General features: G+C 55.0%; 16 protein-coding genes. 3 read left to right on the forward strand and 13 right to left on the reverse strand.

The annotated features are described in order from the left end of the window. The 8 genes from PAECUDRAFT_RS26395 to PAECUDRAFT_RS13625 all read right to left on the reverse strand — a co-directional run. Positions 1-2,587, reverse strand: a 2,587-nt coding sequence (locus PAECUDRAFT_RS26395; RefSeq protein ID WP_006038672.1) for a transglutaminase-like domain-containing protein, incomplete at its 3' end; no start/stop codon positions are given. Further along, positions 2,580-4,292 (reverse strand): DUF58 domain-containing protein, encoded by a 1,713-nt coding sequence (locus tag PAECUDRAFT_RS13595; RefSeq protein WP_006038673.1) that lies wholly within the window; start codon positions 4,290-4,292, stop codon positions 2,580-2,582. The genes PAECUDRAFT_RS26395 and PAECUDRAFT_RS13595, both read right to left, overlap by 8 nt. Beyond that, positions 4,289-5,326, reverse strand: coding sequence for an AAA family ATPase (locus PAECUDRAFT_RS13600; RefSeq protein WP_006038674.1), 1,038 nt, complete (start codon positions 5,324-5,326; stop codon positions 4,289-4,291). Before PAECUDRAFT_RS13600 ends, PAECUDRAFT_RS13595 begins: the two co-directional genes overlap by 4 nt. Positions 5,327-5,464: 138 nt before the next feature. Continuing rightward, the gene (locus PAECUDRAFT_RS24730) at positions 5,465-6,901 is read right to left on the reverse strand and encodes a polysaccharide deacetylase family protein (RefSeq protein ID WP_006038675.1); all 1,437 of its coding nucleotides are present in this window, start codon (positions 6,899-6,901) and stop codon (positions 5,465-5,467) included. Between the two features lie 577 nt (positions 6,902-7,478). Next, positions 7,479-8,429 (reverse strand): class 1b ribonucleoside-diphosphate reductase subunit beta, encoded by a 951-nt coding sequence (gene nrdF / locus PAECUDRAFT_RS13610; RefSeq protein ID WP_040712680.1) that lies wholly within the window; start codon positions 8,427-8,429, stop codon positions 7,479-7,481. Positions 8,430-8,487: 58 nt separating this feature from the next. Continuing rightward, positions 8,488-10,572, reverse strand: coding sequence for a class 1b ribonucleoside-diphosphate reductase subunit alpha (gene nrdE / locus PAECUDRAFT_RS13615; RefSeq protein ID WP_006038677.1), 2,085 nt, complete (start codon positions 10,570-10,572; stop codon positions 8,488-8,490). Then, complete coding sequence (gene nrdI, locus PAECUDRAFT_RS13620) at positions 10,559-10,924, reverse strand: class Ib ribonucleoside-diphosphate reductase assembly flavoprotein NrdI (protein WP_006038678.1); 366 nt, start codon at positions 10,922-10,924, stop codon at positions 10,559-10,561. The genes nrdE and nrdI overlap by 14 nt, the downstream gene beginning before the upstream one ends. Before the next feature lie 448 nt (positions 10,925-11,372). Continuing rightward, on the reverse strand, positions 11,373-11,726 hold the full coding sequence (locus tag PAECUDRAFT_RS13625) for an ArsR/SmtB family transcription factor (RefSeq protein WP_006038679.1): 354 nt from the start codon (positions 11,724-11,726) through the stop codon (positions 11,373-11,375). A gap of 123 nt (positions 11,727-11,849) precedes the next feature. Here PAECUDRAFT_RS13625 and PAECUDRAFT_RS13630 point away from each other — a divergent pair, with 123 nt between their 5' ends. Continuing rightward, on the forward strand, positions 11,850-13,052 hold the full coding sequence (locus PAECUDRAFT_RS13630; protein ID WP_006038680.1) for a cation diffusion facilitator family transporter: 1,203 nt from the start codon (positions 11,850-11,852) through the stop codon (positions 13,050-13,052). 105 nt (positions 13,053-13,157) lie between these two features. Here the strand turns inward: PAECUDRAFT_RS13630 and bcp are convergent, their stop codons facing one another. Both bcp and PAECUDRAFT_RS13640 read right to left on the reverse strand, forming a co-directional pair. Further along, positions 13,158-13,655 (reverse strand): thioredoxin-dependent thiol peroxidase, encoded by a 498-nt coding sequence (bcp, locus tag PAECUDRAFT_RS13635; RefSeq protein ID WP_006038681.1) that lies wholly within the window; start codon positions 13,653-13,655, stop codon positions 13,158-13,160. A gap of 109 nt (positions 13,656-13,764) precedes the next feature. Continuing rightward, positions 13,765-15,996 (reverse strand): MMPL family transporter, encoded by a 2,232-nt coding sequence (locus tag PAECUDRAFT_RS13640; protein WP_006038682.1) that lies wholly within the window; start codon positions 15,994-15,996, stop codon positions 13,765-13,767. 227 nt (positions 15,997-16,223) lie between these two features. Here PAECUDRAFT_RS13640 and PAECUDRAFT_RS13645 point away from each other — a divergent pair, with 227 nt between their 5' ends. Then, a complete protein-coding gene (locus PAECUDRAFT_RS13645) occupies positions 16,224-16,850 on the forward strand; it encodes a TetR/AcrR family transcriptional regulator (protein WP_006038683.1) in 627 nt (208 codons plus the stop codon). A 709-nt stretch (positions 16,851-17,559) separates the two neighbouring features. Here PAECUDRAFT_RS13645 and PAECUDRAFT_RS13650 read toward each other — a convergent pair. Genes PAECUDRAFT_RS13650 through PAECUDRAFT_RS13660 form a run of 3 tightly spaced genes read right to left on the reverse strand, consistent with a single transcriptional unit; the run spans position 17,560 to position 20,229 of the window. Beyond that, positions 17,560-18,351, reverse strand: a complete 792-nt coding sequence (locus PAECUDRAFT_RS13650) for an ABC transporter permease (protein WP_006038684.1) — start codon at positions 18,349-18,351, stop codon at positions 17,560-17,562. Between the two features lie 7 nt (positions 18,352-18,358). Further along, positions 18,359-19,153 carry an ABC transporter permease gene (locus PAECUDRAFT_RS13655; protein ID WP_006038685.1) on the reverse strand — a complete coding sequence of 265 codons (795 nt, stop codon included), beginning with the start codon at positions 19,151-19,153 and terminating at the stop codon, positions 18,359-18,361. After that, entirely contained in the window at positions 19,150-20,229 is a 1,080-nt protein-coding gene (locus tag PAECUDRAFT_RS13660; protein ID WP_006038686.1) for an ABC transporter ATP-binding protein, read from the reverse strand. Before PAECUDRAFT_RS13660 ends, PAECUDRAFT_RS13655 begins: the two co-directional genes overlap by 4 nt. 171 nt (positions 20,230-20,400) lie before the next feature. Between PAECUDRAFT_RS13660 and PAECUDRAFT_RS13665 the strand changes: the two genes are divergently transcribed. After that, positions 20,401-21,489: an LCP family protein gene (locus PAECUDRAFT_RS13665; RefSeq protein ID WP_006038687.1), complete on the forward strand. Its 1,089-nt coding sequence runs from the start codon at positions 20,401-20,403 to the stop codon at positions 21,487-21,489. Positions 21,490-21,634 lie beyond the last annotated feature (145 nt).

The following is a 21,634-nucleotide window of genomic DNA, read 5'->3' on the forward strand; positions in this document are numbered from 1 at the left end:
CTCCGCCGGCGCTTGCGCCGCCGGCGGCTTGCCGCCATGCTTGCGCGAGTGCGTCGCCGACTCGCGCGATCGCTTCGGCGGCCTGCGCAGCGGCCGCCTTCGCCCATGCAGGCGCGCTGCTAGGCAGCACAGCGCGCGAGCTTGCCGCCTCGGGCCCAGCGTGCTGGCCCGGGGCGATGCCGACGGCATCGGCTGCGGATAGCGAAGCCGCAGCCGCGCCGGCGAAGCCGGGAGTGGGCTCGAACGATACCCAGCCCACTCCCGCAAAATAAACCTCAACCCACGCATGCGCATCCGAATCGCGCACAACAAACGTCGATCTTTCGCCTGACGAAGCCTCCGAGACAGAGCGAGCAGACTCCCCCTCAGCCGTCAGAGCTGCATTTTCTAAAGAAATGTTGCTCAATCGCAAACTTTCATTTACACCTTTGCCCACAGTTCCTCTTACACGTTCACTTAGCTTTGTATGGATCTCTCCATCCGCAGCCCGCGCTTCCCCGTCGCCCCCGCTCAGCAGTAAACCCGCTCCGCCGATGCCAGCTTCGGCAGTCGTTACGCCGCCTGCGCTGTTGCTAGGCATGACCGTGCGCTCTCCGGGAGCGTACCCTTTTACCCAACGCGCGGGTATGCCCTGGGTGCGAAGCATCACCACCATCGCAGTTGAAAAATGAACGCAATAGCCTTGCCGCTGCTCGAACAAGAAATCGTCTACGAAATCCGCTCCAGTTGGCGGAACCTTCGATCCTTGCAGCGTATAAGCATAATGGGTTTTCAAATACGATTCGATCGCTGTCACTTTCGCATATCGGCTCGCGTCGGCCGTATCTTCAGCGCTGTCCTTCATGATCTTCGCCGCCAACTCGCCTACCCTCGCCGGCAACGAGTCCGGCAGCTGCGTATACTCGGCGATTATTTCTGCCGGATCACCCGGAGACTTAGCCACTGAACTGCCCTGCCCCTCCGCGACTAGCGAGCCGATCCTTTCATCTTCACTCCCGTCAGCAGCGCTGGTCCCCTTACTCACTGCGTCTCCAGCGATAGCGTTCGCCCTTTCCGAACTGGAACCCGAACCGCCATCGCTGCTGCTTTCACTAGCGCTCCCGCTCGCCTTTCCGCTTTCACTGGTCCCTTCACTCGCACCCTCATCCGCACCAGCACCCTTCAACGCTTCAACCGCCTTCAGCCGCTCGCCCAGCGCATCGCCATCAATAGGCGGCTGCGCCTCAACGGTATAGGATGATATTTTTAGATTATCTCCGGGCGGGAAAAACGTTCCTGTCGCTGCATCCTGCCAATACCGGAACAGCTGGCGGGAAGGCGCATCGGCCACCAGCTCTTTAATGGTCGCATTCGCCCCACCAATGAACAGCGGCAGTCCCGCTTCCGGCTCTGCCAGCTGGATCGTTTGGGTGACGGCAGCGGACTGCAATTCCTCAGCTTCCGTCATTCCCTGCTGCGCAGCGAAATCGCTTCCCCTTTCACCTGCGGCATTGCCTTCACGAACCGCATCACCGGCATGCCCCGCAGCGCTTTCTCCCGCCTTTTGGCCTAACGAAATGCTCATCCATGCCATCGGACTGTCCGCCCAGCCCTGACCCGTATAGACGGACCTGCTCGTCCCGCGCCAATACATCGCCCTGTCGGACTGAACCGTGAATCGGACAGACGCATTGCTTCCGAGCGATGCCCCCAGCTTGCTGTCGTCGAACCCATATCCGGTCGAACGGCTCTCCTCCCGCGCATTAGCCGTCTGTGCAGCGTACCGGTCCGCCAACTGCCGAATCGTCCCGTTCCACTGGTCCGTCCATGCCGTCGTCCAATTCGCCGGTTTGTCCGCCCACGTTCGATTGGAAATGCCGAGCAACGCAGCGCATGCGGCTATCACCACAATAATCGCAGCACCGCCTGCCCAAGAGGAGCGCCAGCCCGCGGACCAGCCGATATAGCCATGGTCCGCCCCCTGCCCATATACGCGATGGACGCGCGCAAGCGTCACCGCAGCAGCCAGAAGCAGCCATTCCAAAGCGGCTCGCATAAGCCCCCACTGCGTATCCATGCCGATCCATTCATGCAGCATAAGCAAATAAACAATCGTGACAATGCCTAAACCATGCGCAAATTGTCTAGCCCATATAATTAATTGAAGCGCCGGAACAAGCAGTGCCCAGCCCGCCAGCAAAATAAATGCGCGAAGCTCGCCCGACATCAGCCACATGCCGCCATCGGACAGCTGGATGATTTGATCAATCAGCCGTGTGGGGGAGTTGACCAGCCAGTTCAGCATCGATTGCCCTTCCGGGCGATACAGCTGCATAACAGCCGCCATTACGACGAGCAGATTCCACACGAATGCCGCCACCGCGCGAAACCGGAACAGTTCCCCGACCGTAAAGCCTAACACCGCAAGCAGCAGAGGCGCTGATCGTATTACCTCGCCATGAGCGCCGCGTGTCCAAGGCCATATCCACTCTAGCAGCAGCCCATACAACAAGAGGCTCGTCCACATCCGCTGGCCAAATGGAACCGTGTCATGCAAACGCAGCAGCACGTCTGCATCCGAACGCTTCTGCGCCCATCGTTTACCCATGCCGCTCACCGCCTTCCGCTACAGCCCCAGCTGATTCGGAAGCGGGGTCTGGAAGCGATACCCAAACGACGCGAATGCCCGCACATTCCCAATCGCGCTTTCGCTCCCGCATTCCCATCGATGGTACGCGCTGCGGGGTTAACACATGAATCTCAACTCGGAAGCCGCTTGTTGATGCAAGCTGAGCCACTCGCTCGCCAAGCTCGCTATTTTTCCAATCCGCCGTAACGACAACCAAGGAAGCGCCGCGAGGCACATCCGCTAATCGTTGCTCTAACGCAGCATCCGCTCGTCCCTCTCCCTTCGACGGACGAACACGCCCAAGCTGCTCCAAAATGATACGTTCCTCCGACATTCGTTTTTGCCGCATAGCTCCTCGATCATTGGCAGCTCCATGAAGCATTGCCGCTTCTTCCGTACTCCACAGCATTCGGAACGGCTTGTCCGCTCTCGCTGCTTGGCGAACGAGCGCCGCCATATAGCCAGCTGCACAGTCAAAAATACGATCATTGCTCCCATATGCCTCCGCCGATGTATCCAACAGCAGCACGAGCTCAGGCGGCCATTCGGTCCGATCGCGCTTCGTCATCCAAATGCCGCCGCGTGATGCCGCCCGCCAATCGATGCGCCGGGCATCATCGCCTGGCCGGTAGGGAAGCCGCTGTGCGCCAGATGGATCAACCGCCGTATGCGGCCAAGCAGCAGCCATTCTTCTCTGCTTGCTCTCAGCCATTCGGGAGTGCCCCCCTGCTGATGGCGCAACGTAGCGTCCATCGCCGGCCTTACTCGCCCGTCCGCCTGCCGAAACAGCATCTACCGGACCCGTCCATTCTGGCAGCACGAGCAGCGTCATCCCCGCATCAGCGCTCTGGGAGAGCTGGCTGCCATTCATACTCTTGTCCTGTCGCTTGCTCCTACGCGTTTTACTCCTATCGCCTGACTTGCGCTTACCGCCAGTCAAGCTTTTGTCGCCAGACATGCTCTTGTCACCCTGCTTGCGCATATCGCCCGCCGCAGGCTTCGCCAGCTTTCCGCCTGTTTGCCTGCGAGCTGCGAAGCTGCTGCTTACAGCGGTTAACCCCAGCACATCGCCAATCGTCGCCTCGCAATCAAGAAATCGATAAATGCCCCGCTCTAAGTCCTTCACCGTGTACGAAACCGTCCATTCTTTGCGCCACCATGGCAGCATGATTTGACGAAAGACGACGGTCCGCTCGTTCGCACCGCTTTCATTCACAATCGTTTCTCGGAACGATAGCCAGACCAATGACAGCGGAATGCGAGAACGAAGCGTGACCGTTACCGTAATCTCCCCGCCCGCCTGTCCTTCCGGCTGCGATAATGCTCGGGCTGCCTCTAGTCCCGCCAGCGATGCAGCTAACGCAGGGAGCAAGCCGATCATTCCTACTCCGGTTAATACGAGCGCGACGAACAGCTCTGGCTTTTCCCCGCGCCACACAGCTGCTCCAACCGCAATAGCCCATCCGCTGATGAAGAGCGTCCACAGGAAGCTGCGCGTCCGATAGCGCGGCGACAACGCTGCTGCGTTTGGCATGCCTGCGCGTCCTTTTGTATCGGTACGGCTGCTGCCAGTACTGGCTTTGCCCGAAATGCCCGATTCACCAGATTTACTCGGACTCGGATTACTCGGTTTACCTGAACTCCCCGTCTCCCCAAACTGGCCCAGCCCCTGCTTGCCGTTCATCGGCGACGCCTCCCGCTGCTTACAGAAGCAGGCAACGGCGTTTCCCGCATAATGCGCGCCAATACGCTCGCTGCAGTGTGACCGGAAGCCGCATAAGACGGCTGCAGCGTTAATCGGTGCGCAAGCACATGTTCCGCTACCGCGATTAGATCGTCCGGCAGCACGAATCGCCGCCCTTCCATATAAGCGCACGCTTGCGCCGCGCGCAGCCAATCGCGCGACGCCCTCGGACTGGCGCCTGCCTCCAGCTCAGCCGCTGAACGCGTCTCGCTCACAATCGCGACCGCATAAGGCAGCAAGTCCGGATGCACATGCACCGTCTTGCATTCGCGCTGCATCCGGCGCCATTCCTCTACTGCTACGACCGGCTTCATCGCCGCGGGATCGATCATCCGATTATCTGCGAGCGCGGCTAATAGACGCGTCTCATGCTCGCGCGATGGATACCCAATGGATAACCGCATCATGAAACGGTCAGTCTGCGCCTCCGGCAACGCGAAAGTGCCTTCATAATCCCATGGATTTTGGGTCGCAATGAGCATGAACGGGTCCGGCAGCCTGCGGCTCTCGCCATCGGTCGTGACACAGCGCTCTTCCATCGCCTCAAGCAAGGCGGACTGCGTCCGCGGCGGGGTGCGATTCAGCTCATCCGCCAAAACAACGTTCGCCATAATCGGGCCCGGCACGAATAGAAACGATCCGTTTCGGCCATCCCATACGGAACCGCCCGTCACATCCGCTGGCTGCATATCCGCCGTCAGCTGGATTCGCTTGAATTCCCCGCCGATCACGGCAGCGAATGCCCGTGCCAGCATCGTTTTGCCAACGCCTGGCACATCCTCAAGCAGGACGTGGCCGCCCGCAAGAAAAGCGACCAGCACGTTCGAAATCACTTCTTCCTTGCCAAAAAGCACCGTTCCGATCTTATCTCTCATCCGTGCGAGCAGCTGTTCCGGCGGCTCATGCCAGTCCCCGAGCCCGCTCCATCCCCCGTCATCCTCCGGCCAACGCTCGTATTTCGTTACGGTCGTCATCCCTATTCCGCCTCCTGCTAGATGATAGAAATCTCATCTCGAAATCTCTTTATCTAGCAGTCTCTCCCAAAATACGAGCGAATAGACCTGCTAAAGCCCGAACTTTTCCCCTTTCATCGTGAAGCATTCGCCTATCCGCTAGGAAACATTCGGTTCCGTCGCGATGCCAAATTGCTTCAATACAGCCAGCAACGGAGCATACATCACGCCGCCGCGCAGCTCGATTCCAGCTTTGTCGTCTGCGCGCACCTCATATCGCTCGCCATTGGCAAACGTTACTCGCGCCGCACGCTGCCCAACATCCCAGCTTACGCTTCCCCCGATCCCCTCTACCAAATTACGAAGCGGCACTTGCCAGTCATCCCCTGCCTTAGCGAAGCTGTCAGGCGCGAAAACAATGGAGCGTTCGCCTGCAAGCACGACGAGCTCCAGCAGCTGCTGGTCAACCGCCGCTCCCCCTGCTCGCTCTCCCGAGAATACGAACGGCTCAGCGCCGTGCTCCTGCACAATCCCTCGTCCAACTAGCTCGCGATCGGACGCCGTCGCTTTCGGCCGGCTCCACTTCAGCTTGTCCGACAAGCGGAACGTGACCGGTTTCACCTGCTCCGATAACGCAGCGAACGAATAGCCTTTGCTCTTATAATAGTGAATGATTTCCGGCAACGCTTTGACCGACTCCGCATGGCTTTGGCTGTCATGCAGCAGGACGATCGTTTCATGGGATAGCTTGGATTGATGAACGTTGCTTACAATTTCGGATGCCGGGACGCCAATCCGCACCGAATCGCCGCTGTCGACCGTCCAGTCGAACAAGGTGTAGCCCGCACCCTTCATCGCATCAAAATACGACTGGTCGAAGTTGCCGAACGTTCCGCCCGGCGCTCGCACCAGCTTCGTACGAATGCCTGCCGCTTCCTGCAGCGCTGTTTCCGTCCTGACGATTTGCTTCGCGAATTCGCCGAATCCGCTGTACAGCTCCTTATACACATGGTCGTACGTATGGTTGCCGACCGTATGCCCTTCCGCCACGATGCGCTTCAACAGCTCCGGATGGGCTTCCACCTGCTCGCCGAGCACGAAGAAGGTCGCGTGAATGCCGTTCTTTTTCAAAATATCGAGCACTTGCCCCGTCAGCTTGCTCGGTCCGTCATCGAACGTCAAATAGACCGTTTTATCCGCGGGCTGCGCCTGCTGCGGCGGCTCCACCACTGTTCCGCCCACCGCCTTAACGCTAACGGTCACTGCGCTAATCTTGCTCCCGCTATTTCTATCGGATGAATTCGTCGTCGTTCGCGCTGCTTCGTCAATCGCAATTGGCTCTACGCTATCGCTCGCTGCCTTGATATCTGCCACATTCGCTGCATTCGCTGTACTCGCTGTATTTGCTGATCCAAGGACATAAGCATCGTTACCATTAGCCGTTGCCGCTGGAGCGCTAAGATAGACTTGCTCCCCCTCGCTCCCGCCAAGCTCGCCCGACGCTTCCCCTTGATCGACAAACCATCCGCTGAATGCCGCCGCACTCACTGCAATCACCATTGCATACACAGCTCTCACGATCCGACGACGAATCATACCCGTCCACCTCACCCTTCATTCCGGTCTTGTCCGCCCGGTTGATAGAGTATATGAGAGACAACTCTAGCAAATGACAATCTATTAAATAGAAAATGTTCGCTCCACCCTAAACTTGTTCATCATTGCATTCTCTACAATGACAACTACTCGATACTTGGTATTTCTCCTTGCCATTGCAATCTGTACAATGAAAAACCCGTAAATGAACGTTTTGACACACTGAATCGTGCTGAGCTCCACTCTCCCGTTGTATGAACTGCAATGGCGGGGCGTTGAGCAACTGCTTTGAGCTTGTCTCATTGCACAAAATGCAATCGCATAACGTGCACAGCGATCAATGTTGTGTATCAATCAACGTACTCGGCGATCAACATTACGTAGCCCCATCACCGGTGTATGACGTTCTACTTAAGCTACGTCCCATGTTGCGTCACGTGCAACTTGCGCAGCAATCAACGGTACGCTGTCAGCAATGGTACGTCACGTTCAACAGCCGGCCCGGCACGCATTTGATCATGCAAAAAAAGAGCAGACCCGCAAGCGGCGGTTCTGCTCTTCTCTTCTACTTTTCTATTTAAAAATCGAAATCCTCGTCGCGCAGCGTCTCTACGTTCAGCGTACGCACATAGCCGTTGCCCTTCTTCGAGAAGAAGTCATGCTGCTTCGTCCGCGTGCTGATGCCGTTAAACACGATTGGGTTGATTTCCTCTTCCGGGAAAATCGGGTCCAATCCAAGGTTCATAAGTCCCTTGTTGCAGTTGTAACGAACGTAGGTCAGCACTTCGTCTGCCAGGCCAACGCCGCTGTAAAGCTCCTTCGTATACACTTCCTCGTTCGCATGCAGGCGATCGATCAGCTCGCGCAGCTCCGTGTCCGCTTCTCCGCGTTCTTCCGGCGTCAGGTCGCGGTACACCTCTTGCGCCAGCACGCCAACGTACAGGCCGTGGATGCTCTCGTCGCGCAGGATCAGGTCGATGATCTCGCCGCTGCTCGTCATTTTGCCTTGGCCAGCCAAGAAGAGCGGATAGAAGAAGCCGCTGTAGAACAAGTAGCTTTCCAGCAGCACGGATGCTGCAAGCGCGAGGTACAAGCTCTTCGGCGTCGTGATGTTATTATAGTAAACCGAGATCCACTCTGCTTTGTTCTGAAGCTGTGGCTGCGTTTTCACCCATGCGAACACGCCGTCGATCTCTTCGGTGGATGCCAGCGTCGTGAAGATGCTGCTGTACGACTTGGCGTGGATTTGCTCCATCATGCCCATGAACGACAACACCGCTTTGCGCTGCAGCCCGTCAACATGCTCGACAATCTTCGGAATGCCGACGCCGCCTTGAATCGTATCGAGCAGCGTCAAGCCGCCGAGCACCTTCATATATAACTCGCGCTGCGCGTCGCTTAGCTCGATCCAAGACATTTTGTCATCGGAAAGCGGGATCTCTTCGTCCGTCCAAAATTGCATAATGTTCTGGTTCCAGAACGTCAATGTGAAATCATCGTCCGGTCGGTTCCAGTTTACAGCTTCCATCGCCATCGTTCATCCGTCCCTCTCGAATCTATATAGGTAGAAGTCGCATCAGCTCGCCTTATACGGCGCAGCTGATGCACTCCTCTACGCTTAAGCGGTTTGTCCGCGTGTAGTAGAGCGATTTAAGCCCTTTTTTGGCAGCATAAATGTAGTAACGGGACAGCTCGCGCGTCGTAACATCGCTGTTTACGTGCAGAACCGTCGAAATTCCTTGGTCAATATGCTGAGAAATCTCAGCGATCATGTCGATCACTTTGAATTGGTCCATCTGATACGCCGATTTGTAGAAGAAGTAGTTATCCTGCGCCAGATAAGGCATTGGATAGTACGTCGTCGAGTTCGCGTACGTGCGCGTCTCGATGTGCTCAACGACCGGCATAACGCTCGACGTCGCATTTTGAATATACGAGATGCTTTGCGTCGGCGCGATTGCCAAACGATAAGCGTGATATACGCCATGCTTCATCACTTGCGCCTTCAGCTCAGCCCAGTCATCCGGAGACGGAATGTGCATCTCGCCGAACAGCTCAAGCGCGCGAGCTGTCTGTGGACGGAAATCCGTCGACAGGTAGCGGTCGAAATAGTTGCCATTCGCATACTCGGATTGCTCGAATCCTTTGAACGTTTCGCCGCGGTCGCGGGCGATGTGCATGCTCTTCTCCAGCGAGTAGAAGTTCATCATCATGAAGAACGTACGGGCAAAATCACGCGCCTCTTCGCTCTCATAAGCGATTTTATTCTTCGCCAGATAACCGTTCAGGTTCATTGCGCCAAGGCCGACGGAATGCAATTCCTCGTTCGCTTTGCGAATGCCCGGTGCGTTTGCGATCTGCGCCATGTCGCTGACGGATGTCAAGCCTTCGATGCCTTCATGCACGGATTCTTTAATCTTGCCAAGATCCATGACATTTACAATGTTCATCGATGCCAAATTACAGCTAATGTCGCGGCGGATCACATCGGATTGGCCGTAATCGTTGATCTCCGACGTCTCCTGCAGCTGGAAGATCTCCGTGCACAGGTTCGACATCTTGATCGCGCCGATGCCCTTGAGCGCATGATCCTTGTTGGCGTTGCTGCGGTTCATAATATATGGATAGCCCGATTCGAGCTGAATCATCGCGATTTTCACGAGCATTTCCCGCGCGCTCATGATCGATTTCTTCTTCACGCGCTCGTCAGCGAGCAGCGTGTCGTACATTTCGTCCAGATCCATGTCGTCCATGTGGACGCCGTATGCTTTATGGATGGAATGCGGTCCGAACACGACGAGCGGTTTATTTTGCGCTGCCAACTCGTAGAACTTGTTCGGTACGATGAGGCCGATCGACAACGTCTTCAGGCGTGTCTTCTCATCGGCGTTGATTTTCTTGCTATCGAGGAACTCCATGACGTCCCAGCCGAAAATGTTGTAATAGCCTGCGCCCGAGCCTTTGCGTTGGCCCATTTGGTCCGCGTAGGAGAACGCATCCTCCATCAGCTTCAGCACCGGCATGATGCCTTTGGCCGCGCCTTCAACGCCTTTGATCGGCTCGCCCCGTCCGCGAAGCTTGGACAGATTGACGGCAACGCCGCCGCCGATTTTGGACAGCTGCATGCACGTTCCGAGCACGTAGTTGATCGAGTTCAGCGAGTCATCCATCTCCAGCAGGAAGCAGGAAACCATTTCGCCGCGGCGACTTTTGCCTGCGTTCAGGAACGTCGGCGTTGCCGGCTGTACCCGCTGCTCCATCATGGAAACAGCCAATCGTTTCGCTTTGTCGAAGTCGCCTTCGCCTAGATGCAGGGCAACCATAGCTACGCGATCCGGATATTTCTCCATATAGACCGTACGATCGTCGCTCTTCATGGCGTAGTCCGTATAGAACTTCGATGCGGCCATGTACGAGGAGAATTGGAAGTTAAAGCCGTGCGTCGAAGCGAAGATCTCTTCTACCTGCTCCGGCGTATATCGTGCGTACACGTCTTCGTAGAAGTCGTTTTGAATCATATAAGTGACTTGCTCGGTGAAGCTATTGAAGCGCATGCTCTTCGCAGCGACCTCTTCCATGAATGCAGTTACCGCCTCTTGATCTTTCTCTAATCGGAAAAATCCGTCCTCGCCGCGCTGCATCAGTTCATTATTGAGCTCAATATGCCGCAAGCTTATTCACTCCTTGCTGAAATTGATCGACGTCCCGTCCGGTGCCGGACAGCTCGAATTTATGGATAACCGGCACGTTGTACCGTTTGGAAATATCGTCTGCACTGCGAGCGAATGCATCGCCCCAGTTGCGATTGCCGCTTGCCGATACGCCTTTAAGCTTGCTAGCATTGCGGCCGAGGAATTTCTCCACGCGATCCGGCACTTGTCCGAACCCTGTTGTAAACGTAACGAGCACGAAAGGCTCCTCCACCATCATGTCTCCATCATTCTCGATTGAGAGTGATTTCATATTCAATTTTTCGACAAAGCGGCGGACGTTACCCGTCCTCGAATCGTAGACAACTAGCATGTTTTAGCCCCTCCAGATCTAGCGTTCCGTTCATGTCCCTAACTCTATTAAATCAATATGTAGGATGACTGAGACAATGATATAACTATATATTGTGCGTGTCAATGGTCGACGGCCTGCATTTGGCAACAAAAAGTGCTTGACAGAGGACGAGCCCAATCAGGGCAAGGGCTAGCGGTTTTGTCTGACTTTTCTGCACATATCCGAACGCTGCTAGAGAGAAATGTCGAATGATGGGGAAGGCTATTTACATGAAAAAACAGGCTGTTTTTCATAACGCTTCATGCAAACAAGTATGAAAAACAGCGCACAAAAAAAGCCGAACGCAGGCATGAAAGCCTCCCTCGACTTTTTCAAATAAACGCAGCTTCCTACAAAATCATACACGTCCTGCCACTGTTAACATCACGGACGACACATCTCGCGCATACAATTGCCTATACTAGATCTAGTCGTGTTCAAGATGCTGAAGGGTCAGAACGAACAACTGCTCGATATGGTTATCGTCTAATGAATAATAGACGGTCTTGCCTTCTTTCCGGCGCTTCACGATCCGCAGGTTGCGCAAATACCGCAATTGATGCGATACAGCTGACTGCCCCATCCCGAGCACGACCGTCAAATCATGCACATTAAGCTCATGTTGGAGCAGCGCATGAATGATTTTGATCCGCGTCGGGTCTCCAAGCGCCTTAAACAGCTCCGACATGGACGCAGCCGACCGGTCGTCAAGCAGCCCGTCCTTCACCTGAAGCACGATTTCCGGGCTTCCGCCCTCATCTGTTATTTCATGCTTGTCCATCGGTCACGTCACCACCTTTCCCTATTATAACCGTAAAATAGGCTTGTAGGAATGACATCGTACTGCTACAATAAAGCTAATATATGAGCACTTATTCATATGTTAGTTGAGGGGGTACCAATCATGAGCCATAACCACAACAATCCGACGCAAGCTAACGCAAATCGTACAAAAAGAAACAACGACCAGCATACAGAGTCGCATGAACGCGGCGATGCAATCGACGAGGGACAGCACGGCCACAGCCATGACTCGCATAGCGGCCACGCTTGCACGCATGGTCATGCGCACGATGAGCACAACCACGAGCATGCACATGAAGGACACGAGCATAATCATGGGAATGTCCAAAAACAGGGACGCTCGAAACAGGCTCACGCTCATTCGCACGACCATGGTCACGCCCATCACCATCACGGACACTCGCACGGGCACTCGCATCATGGCCATTCGCACGGACAAGGCAATCGCCGCGGGCTCGCCATCGCGCTTGGCATTACGGGCGGCATTATGGTGCTGGAATTCGTCGGCGGGCTGTTGACCAGCAGCTTGGCGCTGCTCAGCGACTCCGGCCACATGCTGAGCGATACAGCCGCCATCGCGCTAAGCCTCGTCGCCTTCTGGTTCGCGGCGAGGCCTGCGACCGCGGCCAAAACATACGGATTCCATCGCTTCGAAATATTAGCGGCGCTCTTCAATGCGTTGACCCTGTTCGTCATCGCCGTCCTGATCGCCGTCGAAGCGTACCATCGCCTCGGAGCTCCGCCGCAAGTCGCCGGGCTGCCAATGATGCTGATCGCCTCCGTCGGGCTGCTTGCCAACCTGATCAGCGCATGGTCGCTTCATCGCCAAGGCGATGTCGAGCATAACTTGAACGTTCGCTCGGCTTACCTGCACATCCTTGGCGATGCATTAGGCTCTGTCGGCGCAATCGTCGCCGGGCTGCTCGTCACCGCATTCGGCTGGAACTGGGCTGACCCGCTCGTTAGCGTACTCGTTGCGCTTCTCATTCTGCGCGGCGCATGGGGCATCCTGAAGTCCGTCATTCACATCTTGATGGAGGGCTCGCCAGAAGGCATTGCCTGCGATGACGTGAAGCAAACGCTGCTCGCGATCGAAGGCGTGCGCGACGTGCATGATTTGCACATTTGGACCATTACGTCCGGCTTGCCCGCCTTAAGCGCCCATCTGCTGATCGATGAGCATCAGGACTGCCAGCTGGTGCTGCAGGAAGCGCTGAAGCAGCTCGCTGACGAATATGGCTTGGAGCATGCAACGCTGCAGCTGGAGAAGTCAGATACGCTTCATAGCCCGTTATCGATTTAGTGCATTACGCCTACCCGTCTAATCAAAAAAGCCCGAACAACCAGCCTTCCGCCTCGTCGCGAAGAATGATTGTTCGGGCTTTCTTTCCTATGCTTCAAATATGCGTTACACCTTGGCCGACTCGGCTGCCGCAATCGCGGCAACGACGTTGTCTACATGCCCTTTAACCTTCAAGTTGCGCCACTCCTGCACGAGCACGCCCTGCTCGTCAATCAGGAACGTGGAACGAACGATCCCCATATATTCACGGCCATACAGCTTCTTTAGCTGCCAGACGCCGTACAGCTCGCATACGGCATGCTCGGCATCCGTCAGCAGCTCGTACGGCAAATCGTACTTGGCGATAAATTTACCATGCCGCGCCGTATCGTCCATGCTGATGCCTAGAATGACCGTATTACGCCCCTTCAGCGCAACATGCGCATCGCGGAAATCGCAAGCCTCCTGCGTGCACGCCGTTGTCATATCCTTCGGATAGAAAAACAGAATAACCTTTTTTCCGATATAATCGCCGAGCGAAACCGGCTTGCCGCCCGAGCCTTCCAATGTAAACGCCGGCGCCGGCTTGCCCACTTCGGCTGTTGATTGCTTCTTTGTCGCCATTTCTGGTCTCTCCCTCCGCACTCCTTTATTCCTGTTTCTACATTATACGTCAAAAAGCCCTCCCTCGCAGCCTCTATAAGCCGCAGGGAGAGCTATCAATTATTCCGTGTTAGGCCTGACGCGATGCCAACGGCTCTTCCGCTTCAGCTATCTCCACATGCTTGCCTGGCCAAAATGCCGCACGGCCCAGCAGCGCCGTTATCGCAGGCACGAGGAACGGTCGCACGATAAACGTATCGAGCAGGACGCCAACGGCCGTCACGATCCCGAATTGGACGAGCACCTGGATCGGTAGCGAAGCCAACACAGCGAACGTGCCTGCCAGAATCACGCCCGCGGACGTGATGACCGACCCAGTCTCGCTCACGCCTTCGCTGATCGCGCGGCGAAGCGGCATCCGTTTTCTTTTGTCCCAAATACTCGAAATCATAAAAATGTTGTAATCTTCGCCCAGCGCGACGAGGAATACGAACGAATAAAGCGGTATCGAACCCGCAATGGCGTCCGCGCCTAGCCCGTAATGAATGATAAGCCAGCCGAGACCCAGCGCCGAGAAGTAAGAGAGAATGACGGTGCCGATCAAATAGGCGGTCGCTACGACGGAGCGCAGGTAACCGAGCAGCAGCAGCGTAATAAGCCCGATGACGACAGGGATAATAATCGACGTATCGCGGTCGCCCGCTTCCTTGGTATCGTATTGGTCCGCCGTCTGTCCGCCGATCCAAACGCGATCCTTAGCGTCATCGCCCGCTGCATGCAGCGCCGACTGCGCCTTCTCGCGAAGCTGAGGAATCAGCTCCATCGCTTCTAGCGAATAAGGGTTCATCGTCAATGACACGTCGACAGCAATGATGTTCGGATCGTGCTGGCCTTGCTGCGGCTCCGATACTTGCGCGACGTACGGCAGCTTCGAGAGCTGGCTTTTGAGATCGATGGCCTCGCCTTTCGTATCGACGATGACCTGCACCGGCGCAAGCTCGCCCGGGGAGAACTGCTCGCCTATAAGGGCGAAGCCTTCACGCGACTCCATGTCTTTCGGGAAGGAAGACAAAATATCATACGTCACTTCAATTCGCGACGAAAATCCTGCAAGCGTTCCGAGTACGATAAGCGTCGTGATCACAACCGTCCAAGGGCGCCGAACGACAATTCGGCCAGTAAAGCCTTGACGTGTTGGCTTCGCGGGAGGAGCCGCTTTGCCTTTCTTACGAGCGCGCTCTGCGATCATCTCCGGCGTGCGCGGCACGAATGGATAGAAAGAAGCCCGGCCGATGATCGCCAGCAGCGCTGGTACGAGCGTAAGGCTCGCAACCGCCATGATGAGAATCGACAAGCTGAACGGCACAGCAAAGCGATGGTACGCGCCGTATTGCGCTAGCAGCAGCGATAGCAGCGACAGCACGACAGTAAGTCCGCTCATGGCGATGGCGCCGGATGATCCGAATATGGCAAGCCGTAATGCTTTGCCTTTATCCCTCTCCGTGCTAAGCAGCTGACGGAAGCGTGAGATTAAGAAGAGGCAGTAATCCGTTCCAGCTCCGAATAATAGTACAGTCATAATCGAAATGCCTTGCGAGTCAACCGTTATCCAGCCTTCTCGCGCCATCCAGCCGAGAATCGGCCCGACGACCATATAGGCGAAGCCGACTGCGATTAATGGAATGAACGCCAGCACAGGCGAGCGATAAATGAAGAGCAAAATAATGAGAACGAGCAGGACCGTCGCCAGAAGCAGCGAAACGTCCGCATTTTTGAACAGACCGGTTGCATCGACTTGAATGCCTACAGGTCCGGTTATACGTGCGCTGATGGCATCCTCAGCTCCACGAGCTGATGGGTCAAACAGGTCGCCATTGAACGTTTTGTTCATATCTGCGCGCAAGCGATCGAGGCTTTCCTTCAACTGATCCGTGTCAGCCTCTTTGCTAAAAAGGACCGGCGTTACAATGGTGCTGCCATCCTTGGATAACTGCTGCTGAAGCGCAGGCATCGGCAGCTTATGCAGCGGCGGGATGCTCGTTTGGTACGGCAGCGGATTCGCCTCCCACTGAGCCGTCAGCTGCTGGAGCTTTTCTAAGTCAGCAGGCTGTAGGCTCCCCTCCCGATGCAGCACTAATAGCGCAGGCACGCTGCTGCCGCTTGGAAACTCTTTATCCGCAATCGCAGCAGCCTGTACGGATGGCTTGGCGTCGCTCAAGTTCGCCGCGTTGTTGTTCTCTTGATCTCCCACAGCTGGCAACGCCAGCGTAAGGACAACCGCGATGGCCAGCCATACGAGCAGCGTAACCCAACGGCCTCTTTTGCCAGTTACATAACGGCCTAGCCCTTTATTCACGTCCATGATCGCTCTCTCCTCTGCCGCTCCCGGTGTGTTCATCCATCGGATAAACCTGTGCGCTTACAATTGCCATATCGCGGGAACGATACTACAATGGTACGTGCTACGATCGGGTAACGGTTGTATAATAATGATAGCCAACATAATTATATATACCGTACGGTTAATTAATCAATGTCTAAATTTCAAACATTTCATTTCATAACTATCTCATATAGAAGGTGTTCATCATGACCCCACCGCGTACAGCCAAATCGGCTAAATCGCTAGGCAGACCCAAACGCGCTGACCAGAGCGCCCCTACGAACGATACGATCATACGAACGGCCTCCAAGCTGTTTATGGAGCACGGCTACGAGCCGATTTCACTGAACCAAATTGCGCAGCTATGCAATGTAACGAAAGCATCGCTTTATTACCATTTTGCAAATAAGGCTGTGTTATTCACGGAATCGCTCATTTGGATGCTCACGGTTTCGCGAGTCAATACCGAGAAGCTGCTTGAGCAAGCGGCAGATATTCGCAGCGGACTCGAAAAGCTGGCGCTAATCAAGATGTCGACGCCTCACATGGATTTTGAGTCCATGATGCGCGATGCTGTGCCCCATCTGTCCGAGGAGCAGCTGGCGCGCATCCGCGCAGCTGAGGAAGCGATTCACGATGTGCTCGCGCATTACTTCCGCCAAGCGATAGCCGCTGGTCAAATTCGCCCCGCGAACCCGCTGCTGCTGTCGCACACGCTTAGCGCTCTCCTCATGCTCGGCAACCGCCGCCACCCCGCCGACCTGTTCCAATCGACCCCCGAGCTCGCCAAAGCGATGGTCGATTTGTTCTGGAACGGGGTTGCACCGGAGTAAGGGCGGGGCGCTCGGTCGCTTTCACGCCCAATAGGGCAGGTTTTTATTCCCTATTCGCACGCTTGCATGCTTCCACACCTAATAGGGCAGGTTTTTATTCCCTATTCGCACGCTCGCATGCTTCCACACCTAATAGGGCAGGTTTTTATTCCCTATTCGCACGCTTGCATGCTTTCACGCCCAATAGGGCAGGTTTTTATTCCCTATTCGCACGCTCGCATGCTTCCACACCTAATAGGGCAGGTTTTTATTCCCTATCCGCACGCTTGTACGCTTTCACACTCAATAGGGCAGGTTTTTATTCCCTATCCGCACACTTGCACGCTTTCACGCCCAATAGGGCAGGTTTTTATTCCCTATTCGCACGCTCGCACGCTTTCACACTCAATAGGGCAGGTTTTTATTCCCTATTCGCACACTTGCACGCTTTCACACTCAATAGGGCAGGTTTTTATTCCCTATTCGCACGCTCGCACGCTTTCACACCCAATAGGGCAGGTTTTTATTCCCTATTCGCACGCTTGTACGCTTTCACACTCAATAGGGCAGGTTTTTATTCCCTATTCGCACGCTCGCACGCTTCCACACCTAATAGGGCAGATAAATCTGCCCTATACTTACAACGAAAGCCTCCAGCATCACTGACATGCAGTGGCTGGAGGCTTCCTTCTTTATTCTATGTTTGCAGCGCAGCAAGCGCGGCACACCTCTACGAGCCTGCCCCCCGATACCGCTTCACGCCGCGGTTCCACACCGTAAGCCCAATCGCAAAAGCGATCACGCCGACGACTGGCGTCAGAAGCGCCAGCGACGAGATATCGTCCCCTTTGCGCTCGAGGAAATACGATGCCGGGATGACGCCGACAAACGCGAATGGCAGCACCCATGTGAGCACGAAACGAATGATCTTGTTGTAGATGTTGATCGGGTAACGCCCGTAATTCTGGATGTTGTACATGAGCGGCAAAATGCCCGTCGGCGCATCCGAGTAGAACGAAATCGCCGTGAGCGCCGTGTACATGCCTGCATAGATCAGTACGGCTCCGAGTATAAGCAATACCATCATCGGAATTTGCACCCAATCGAACGCAAGCCCGAGCTCGCCCCAGCTGATCGCCATGATGATTACCCCGACGAGGGAGCCAATGAGCGCCGGCGGGTCCATATTTTCAAGCGTAACTTGGAACAGGTTATGGGCCGGCCGCGTCAAAATGCGGTCCATTTCGCCTTTGGCAATATAACGGTCGCCGAAGTTCCATAGACTGAAAAACGTCCCGAAGATGCCATAGGGCACCATGAAAAATCCGTAAACGAACACAACCTCTGATTCCGACCAGCCCCCGAGCGACGGCGTATGCTGGAACACAATCAGAATAAAGATCAGGTTCAGCCCTTGGAACATCAAATCCGACAGCACTTCAATCCAGAAATCGGCGCGATAGGTGAGCTTTGTTTTGGCGTAGTTTTTGAGATATTCCCAAAATAATGACAAATATAGCATCGCTGCATTAACCTCCTTGCACGAACAGCCGATTACGCGCTGCGCGCCATGTGAGCGCCATCGGCACGAGCAGCACGACGAACCAGATCGCCTGCAGGCCTAGCACCTGCCCAGCCTCCGACAGCGGCGTACGCCCCGTGAATACCGAGCTCGGCAAATACGTAATCGCTTGGAACGGCAGCCATTTCATCGTAACCGACAGCCATCCCGGGAAGAACGCGATCGGCACGACGACGCCCGAGAACAAGTCGACGATGACGCGCTTCATGCGCATCATGCCCTCGTTATTTTCGACGAAGAACGCGAACAAGCCCGTTAGCATATTGATCTGCGTATTAATTAAGAAAGCGAACAGCAGCATCACAAGATAAATGCCCCATACGGCTGGATCGGTCGGCAGCCTCACCGGGAACAGCAGGCAGACGATGACCATGCCCGGCGCCATGAACAGGAATAGGCGGAAGATGCCTTCGCCGAAGCCCTGCATCATTTTGACCGCAAGATAGGAATAGGGCCTGATGAGCTGAATCGCTACGCTGCCGTCCCTGATTTCATTCGCGATCTCACGATCCAAGTTGTTAAAATAAAACGCCCGCGCCATCCAGGAGACGGCGACGTACGTCGTCATCTGCGAAATGGTAAACCCGGCCAGCGTCTTCTGATCGCCATAGATGGCCTCCCATAGGAAGTAATACGCGCCAATGTTGATCGCATAGATCACGATGCCGCTATAATAGTTGACCCGATAAGCCAGCATCATCAGAAATCGTATGCGGATAAAATCGATATACGCGCTCATCATGGCCGCGTCGACTCCTTCTCTTCCGTGTCAGCTGGCGCTTCCAGCGCAGCAGCCGTAGCGGCCTTCGTTTCCGCGCTGCCCGACTGATAAATTTCGCGAACGATCTCATCCGTATTCGTTTCGTTAATCTTGATGTCGCGGATATCCGCGGACGAGCCTACGACACGCGCCAGCGCATCGGACACGTTAACCGCATGCGGCAACCACATGCCCGCTTCAACGTCGTTGTCCATCGTCCACGTCACGCCCAGCCCCTCTGTCATGTCCCGCAGCCGATCAAGGCTGATCGCCGAACCGAATTGGAACTTGATCTCCCGTCCCTTGCTCCATCGCGTCTTGAGCTCTTCCAATCCGCCATCATAAATAATTCGGCCATCATCCAGCATGATGACGCGGGAGCATAACGCTTCAATATCTTGCAGGTCATGCGTCGTCAGCAGGATCGTCGTGCCATGCTCGCGATTCATTTCCTTCAGGAACTCGCGAATTTCCGTTTTTACAATGATATCAAGACCGATCGTCGGCTCGTCCAAGAACAGAATCGACGGGTTATGCAGCAGCGATGCCACGAGCTCGCAGCGCATCCGCTGGCCTAAGCTAAGCTTGCGCACCGGACGATTCAGCAGTTCGCCGAGCTGCAGCCGTTCAACCAGCTCATCCAGCCGCTTGCGGAAATCCGCCTCAGGCACGCGATACACCTTGCGGAGCAGCTGGAAAGACTCAATGACGCCGATATCCCACCATAGCTGCGAGCGCTGGCCGAATACGACCCCGATTTCCTTGACGAATTTCTCGCGTTCCTTATGCGGAACATATCCATTAACGCGCAGCATGCCTGAAGTCGGAACAAGAATGCCGGTCAGCATTTTGATCGTGGTCGACTTGCCCGCGCCATTCTCGCCGATATAGCCGCAAATCTCGCCATGCGGAATTTGGAACGTGATGTCCTTTACCGCCGCAACCTCGCGGTATTCGCGCTTGAACAGGTCGCGAATAGCACCGCCAAGCCCTGTACGATTGTTCTGTACCTTGAACTGTTTTCTTAGATCGCGTACATCTATTGCTAGTTGTGTCACCGAACTTAACTCCCTTCAACATCGACAAATATCGATAAAGTCGCTGTCCATTCATGCATTTTGTATAAGACTTGATTCGAACCGACATTCCATCTTATAATTTTATGATATGTAATCATACAATATCTTATGGACAAGTGAAAAGCATACTCCAAAAAGGAGCGACATTCAATGGAAGCGCGTCAAAAACGTAAACGCAGGAAGCCGTGGTGGTTGTGGATTTTATTCGGCTTATTAGTTATTATAGCCGCTGTTTTTATCTGGCTGTTCACCGTCTACAATGCAGTAGGCAATCTGCATAAGACCGGCGAAGACTCGAAGTTCAGCCAATTCAAGGACGACAATACGACAGCAGAGCCTCCCAAGTGGGAAGGCACAGAGCGCGTTAACATATTGCTTATGGGCGGCGACGGCCGCGGTCTTGAGAAAAATCAGGTTGCACGCTCCGACTCCATGATCGTGCTGTCCGTCGATCCGGCAACCAAGAAGGGACATGTATTCTCCGTCCTTCGCGATACCTACGTCGAGATCCCAGGACATGGCTCGGGCCGCATCAATACGGCAGTTACGCTTGGCGGCGAGCGTCTTGCTCGTACGACGATTGGCGAGCTGCTCGGCCTCGACATTCAATATTATGTGTATACCGAGTTTGAAGGCTTCAAGTCGCTGGTCGATGCGATCGGCGGCGTAGACTTCTATGTCGAAAAGGATATGAACTACGTCGACAATGCGGATAAGAATAAGTATGACATTCATCTCAAAAAAGGTCAGCAGCATCTCGACGGCGACAAAGCGCTTCAATACGTACGCTTCCGCCATGACCAGATGAGCGACTTTACGCGGACAGGACGCCAGCGCGAATTCCTGTCGGCTGTAGCCCATAAAGTATTAAGCGGCTGGAACATCCTTCGGATGACTAATATTATCAACAGCGTCAGCGAAGATATTGAGACAAACTTGTCAGTCGAGGATATGCTGAAGCTCGGACAATTAGGACTCAGCATCGATATGGCCGGCTCTGATCAGGTGCCTCCGATGGACCTTATCTCATCTGATAAAGTGGGCGGCGCAGCCGTCATTGGCATAAGCGACGAGGGCAAGCTTCGCCAGTTCGTTCAAGACTCGCTGGCTAAAGACAACACGCCAGGAACGGGTACCGGTACGGACGACACAAGCACGGACGGCACTTCGACCACGAACAGCACGGACGGCACAGACGGCAGCTCTGGCAGCAGCAGTTCATCCGATACATCGAACTAGAACCCAAATCAGTACGCTCTTCCCAGCCGGCGGGAAGAGCGTTTTTATTTGCATCGCCCAAGCTTTTGTTACCATGCATCATACCAAAATAGCCCGTACGCCTACCTTTTTGCTATAATACTCAGGAAGCAGCTATAACGGAGGG

Origin of the sequence: Paenibacillus curdlanolyticus YK9, from assembly GCF_000179615.1 — a bacterium.
GTDB classification, from domain to species: domain Bacteria; phylum Bacillota; class Bacilli; order Paenibacillales; family Paenibacillaceae; genus Paenibacillus_T; species Paenibacillus_T curdlanolyticus.

Coding starts and splice junctions, on each gene's coding strand:
- PAECUDRAFT_RS13595 (WP_006038673.1), bottom strand. CDS start 4,292: ATGAACGGCAAGCAGGGGCTGGGCCAGTTTGGGGAGACGGGGAGTTCA.
- PAECUDRAFT_RS13600 (WP_006038674.1), bottom strand. CDS start 5,326: ATGACGACCGTAACGAAATACGAGCGTTGGCCGGAGGATGACGGGGGA.
- PAECUDRAFT_RS24730 (WP_006038675.1), bottom strand. CDS start 6,901: ATGATTCGTCGTCGGATCGTGAGAGCTGTGTATGCAATGGTGATTGCA.
- nrdF (WP_040712680.1), bottom strand. CDS start 8,429: ATGGAAGCTGTAAACTGGAACCGACCGGACGATGATTTCACATTGACG.
- nrdI (WP_006038678.1), bottom strand. CDS start 10,924: ATGCTAGTTGTCTACGATTCGAGGACGGGTAACGTCCGCCGCTTTGTC.
- PAECUDRAFT_RS13625 (WP_006038679.1), bottom strand. CDS start 11,726: ATGGACAAGCATGAAATAACAGATGAGGGCGGAAGCCCGGAAATCGTG.
- PAECUDRAFT_RS13630 (WP_006038680.1), top strand. CDS start 11,850: ATGAGCCATAACCACAACAATCCGACGCAAGCTAACGCAAATCGTACA.
- bcp (WP_006038681.1), bottom strand. CDS start 13,655: ATGGCGACAAAGAAGCAATCAACAGCCGAAGTGGGCAAGCCGGCGCCG.
- PAECUDRAFT_RS13640 (WP_006038682.1), bottom strand. CDS start 15,996: ATGGACGTGAATAAAGGGCTAGGCCGTTATGTAACTGGCAAAAGAGGC.
- PAECUDRAFT_RS13645 (WP_006038683.1), top strand. CDS start 16,224: ATGACCCCACCGCGTACAGCCAAATCGGCTAAATCGCTAGGCAGACCC.
- PAECUDRAFT_RS13650 (WP_006038684.1), bottom strand. CDS start 18,351: ATGCTATATTTGTCATTATTTTGGGAATATCTCAAAAACTACGCCAAA.
- PAECUDRAFT_RS13655 (WP_006038685.1), bottom strand. CDS start 19,153: ATGATGAGCGCGTATATCGATTTTATCCGCATACGATTTCTGATGATG.
- PAECUDRAFT_RS13665 (WP_006038687.1), top strand. CDS start 20,401: ATGGAAGCGCGTCAAAAACGTAAACGCAGGAAGCCGTGGTGGTTGTGG.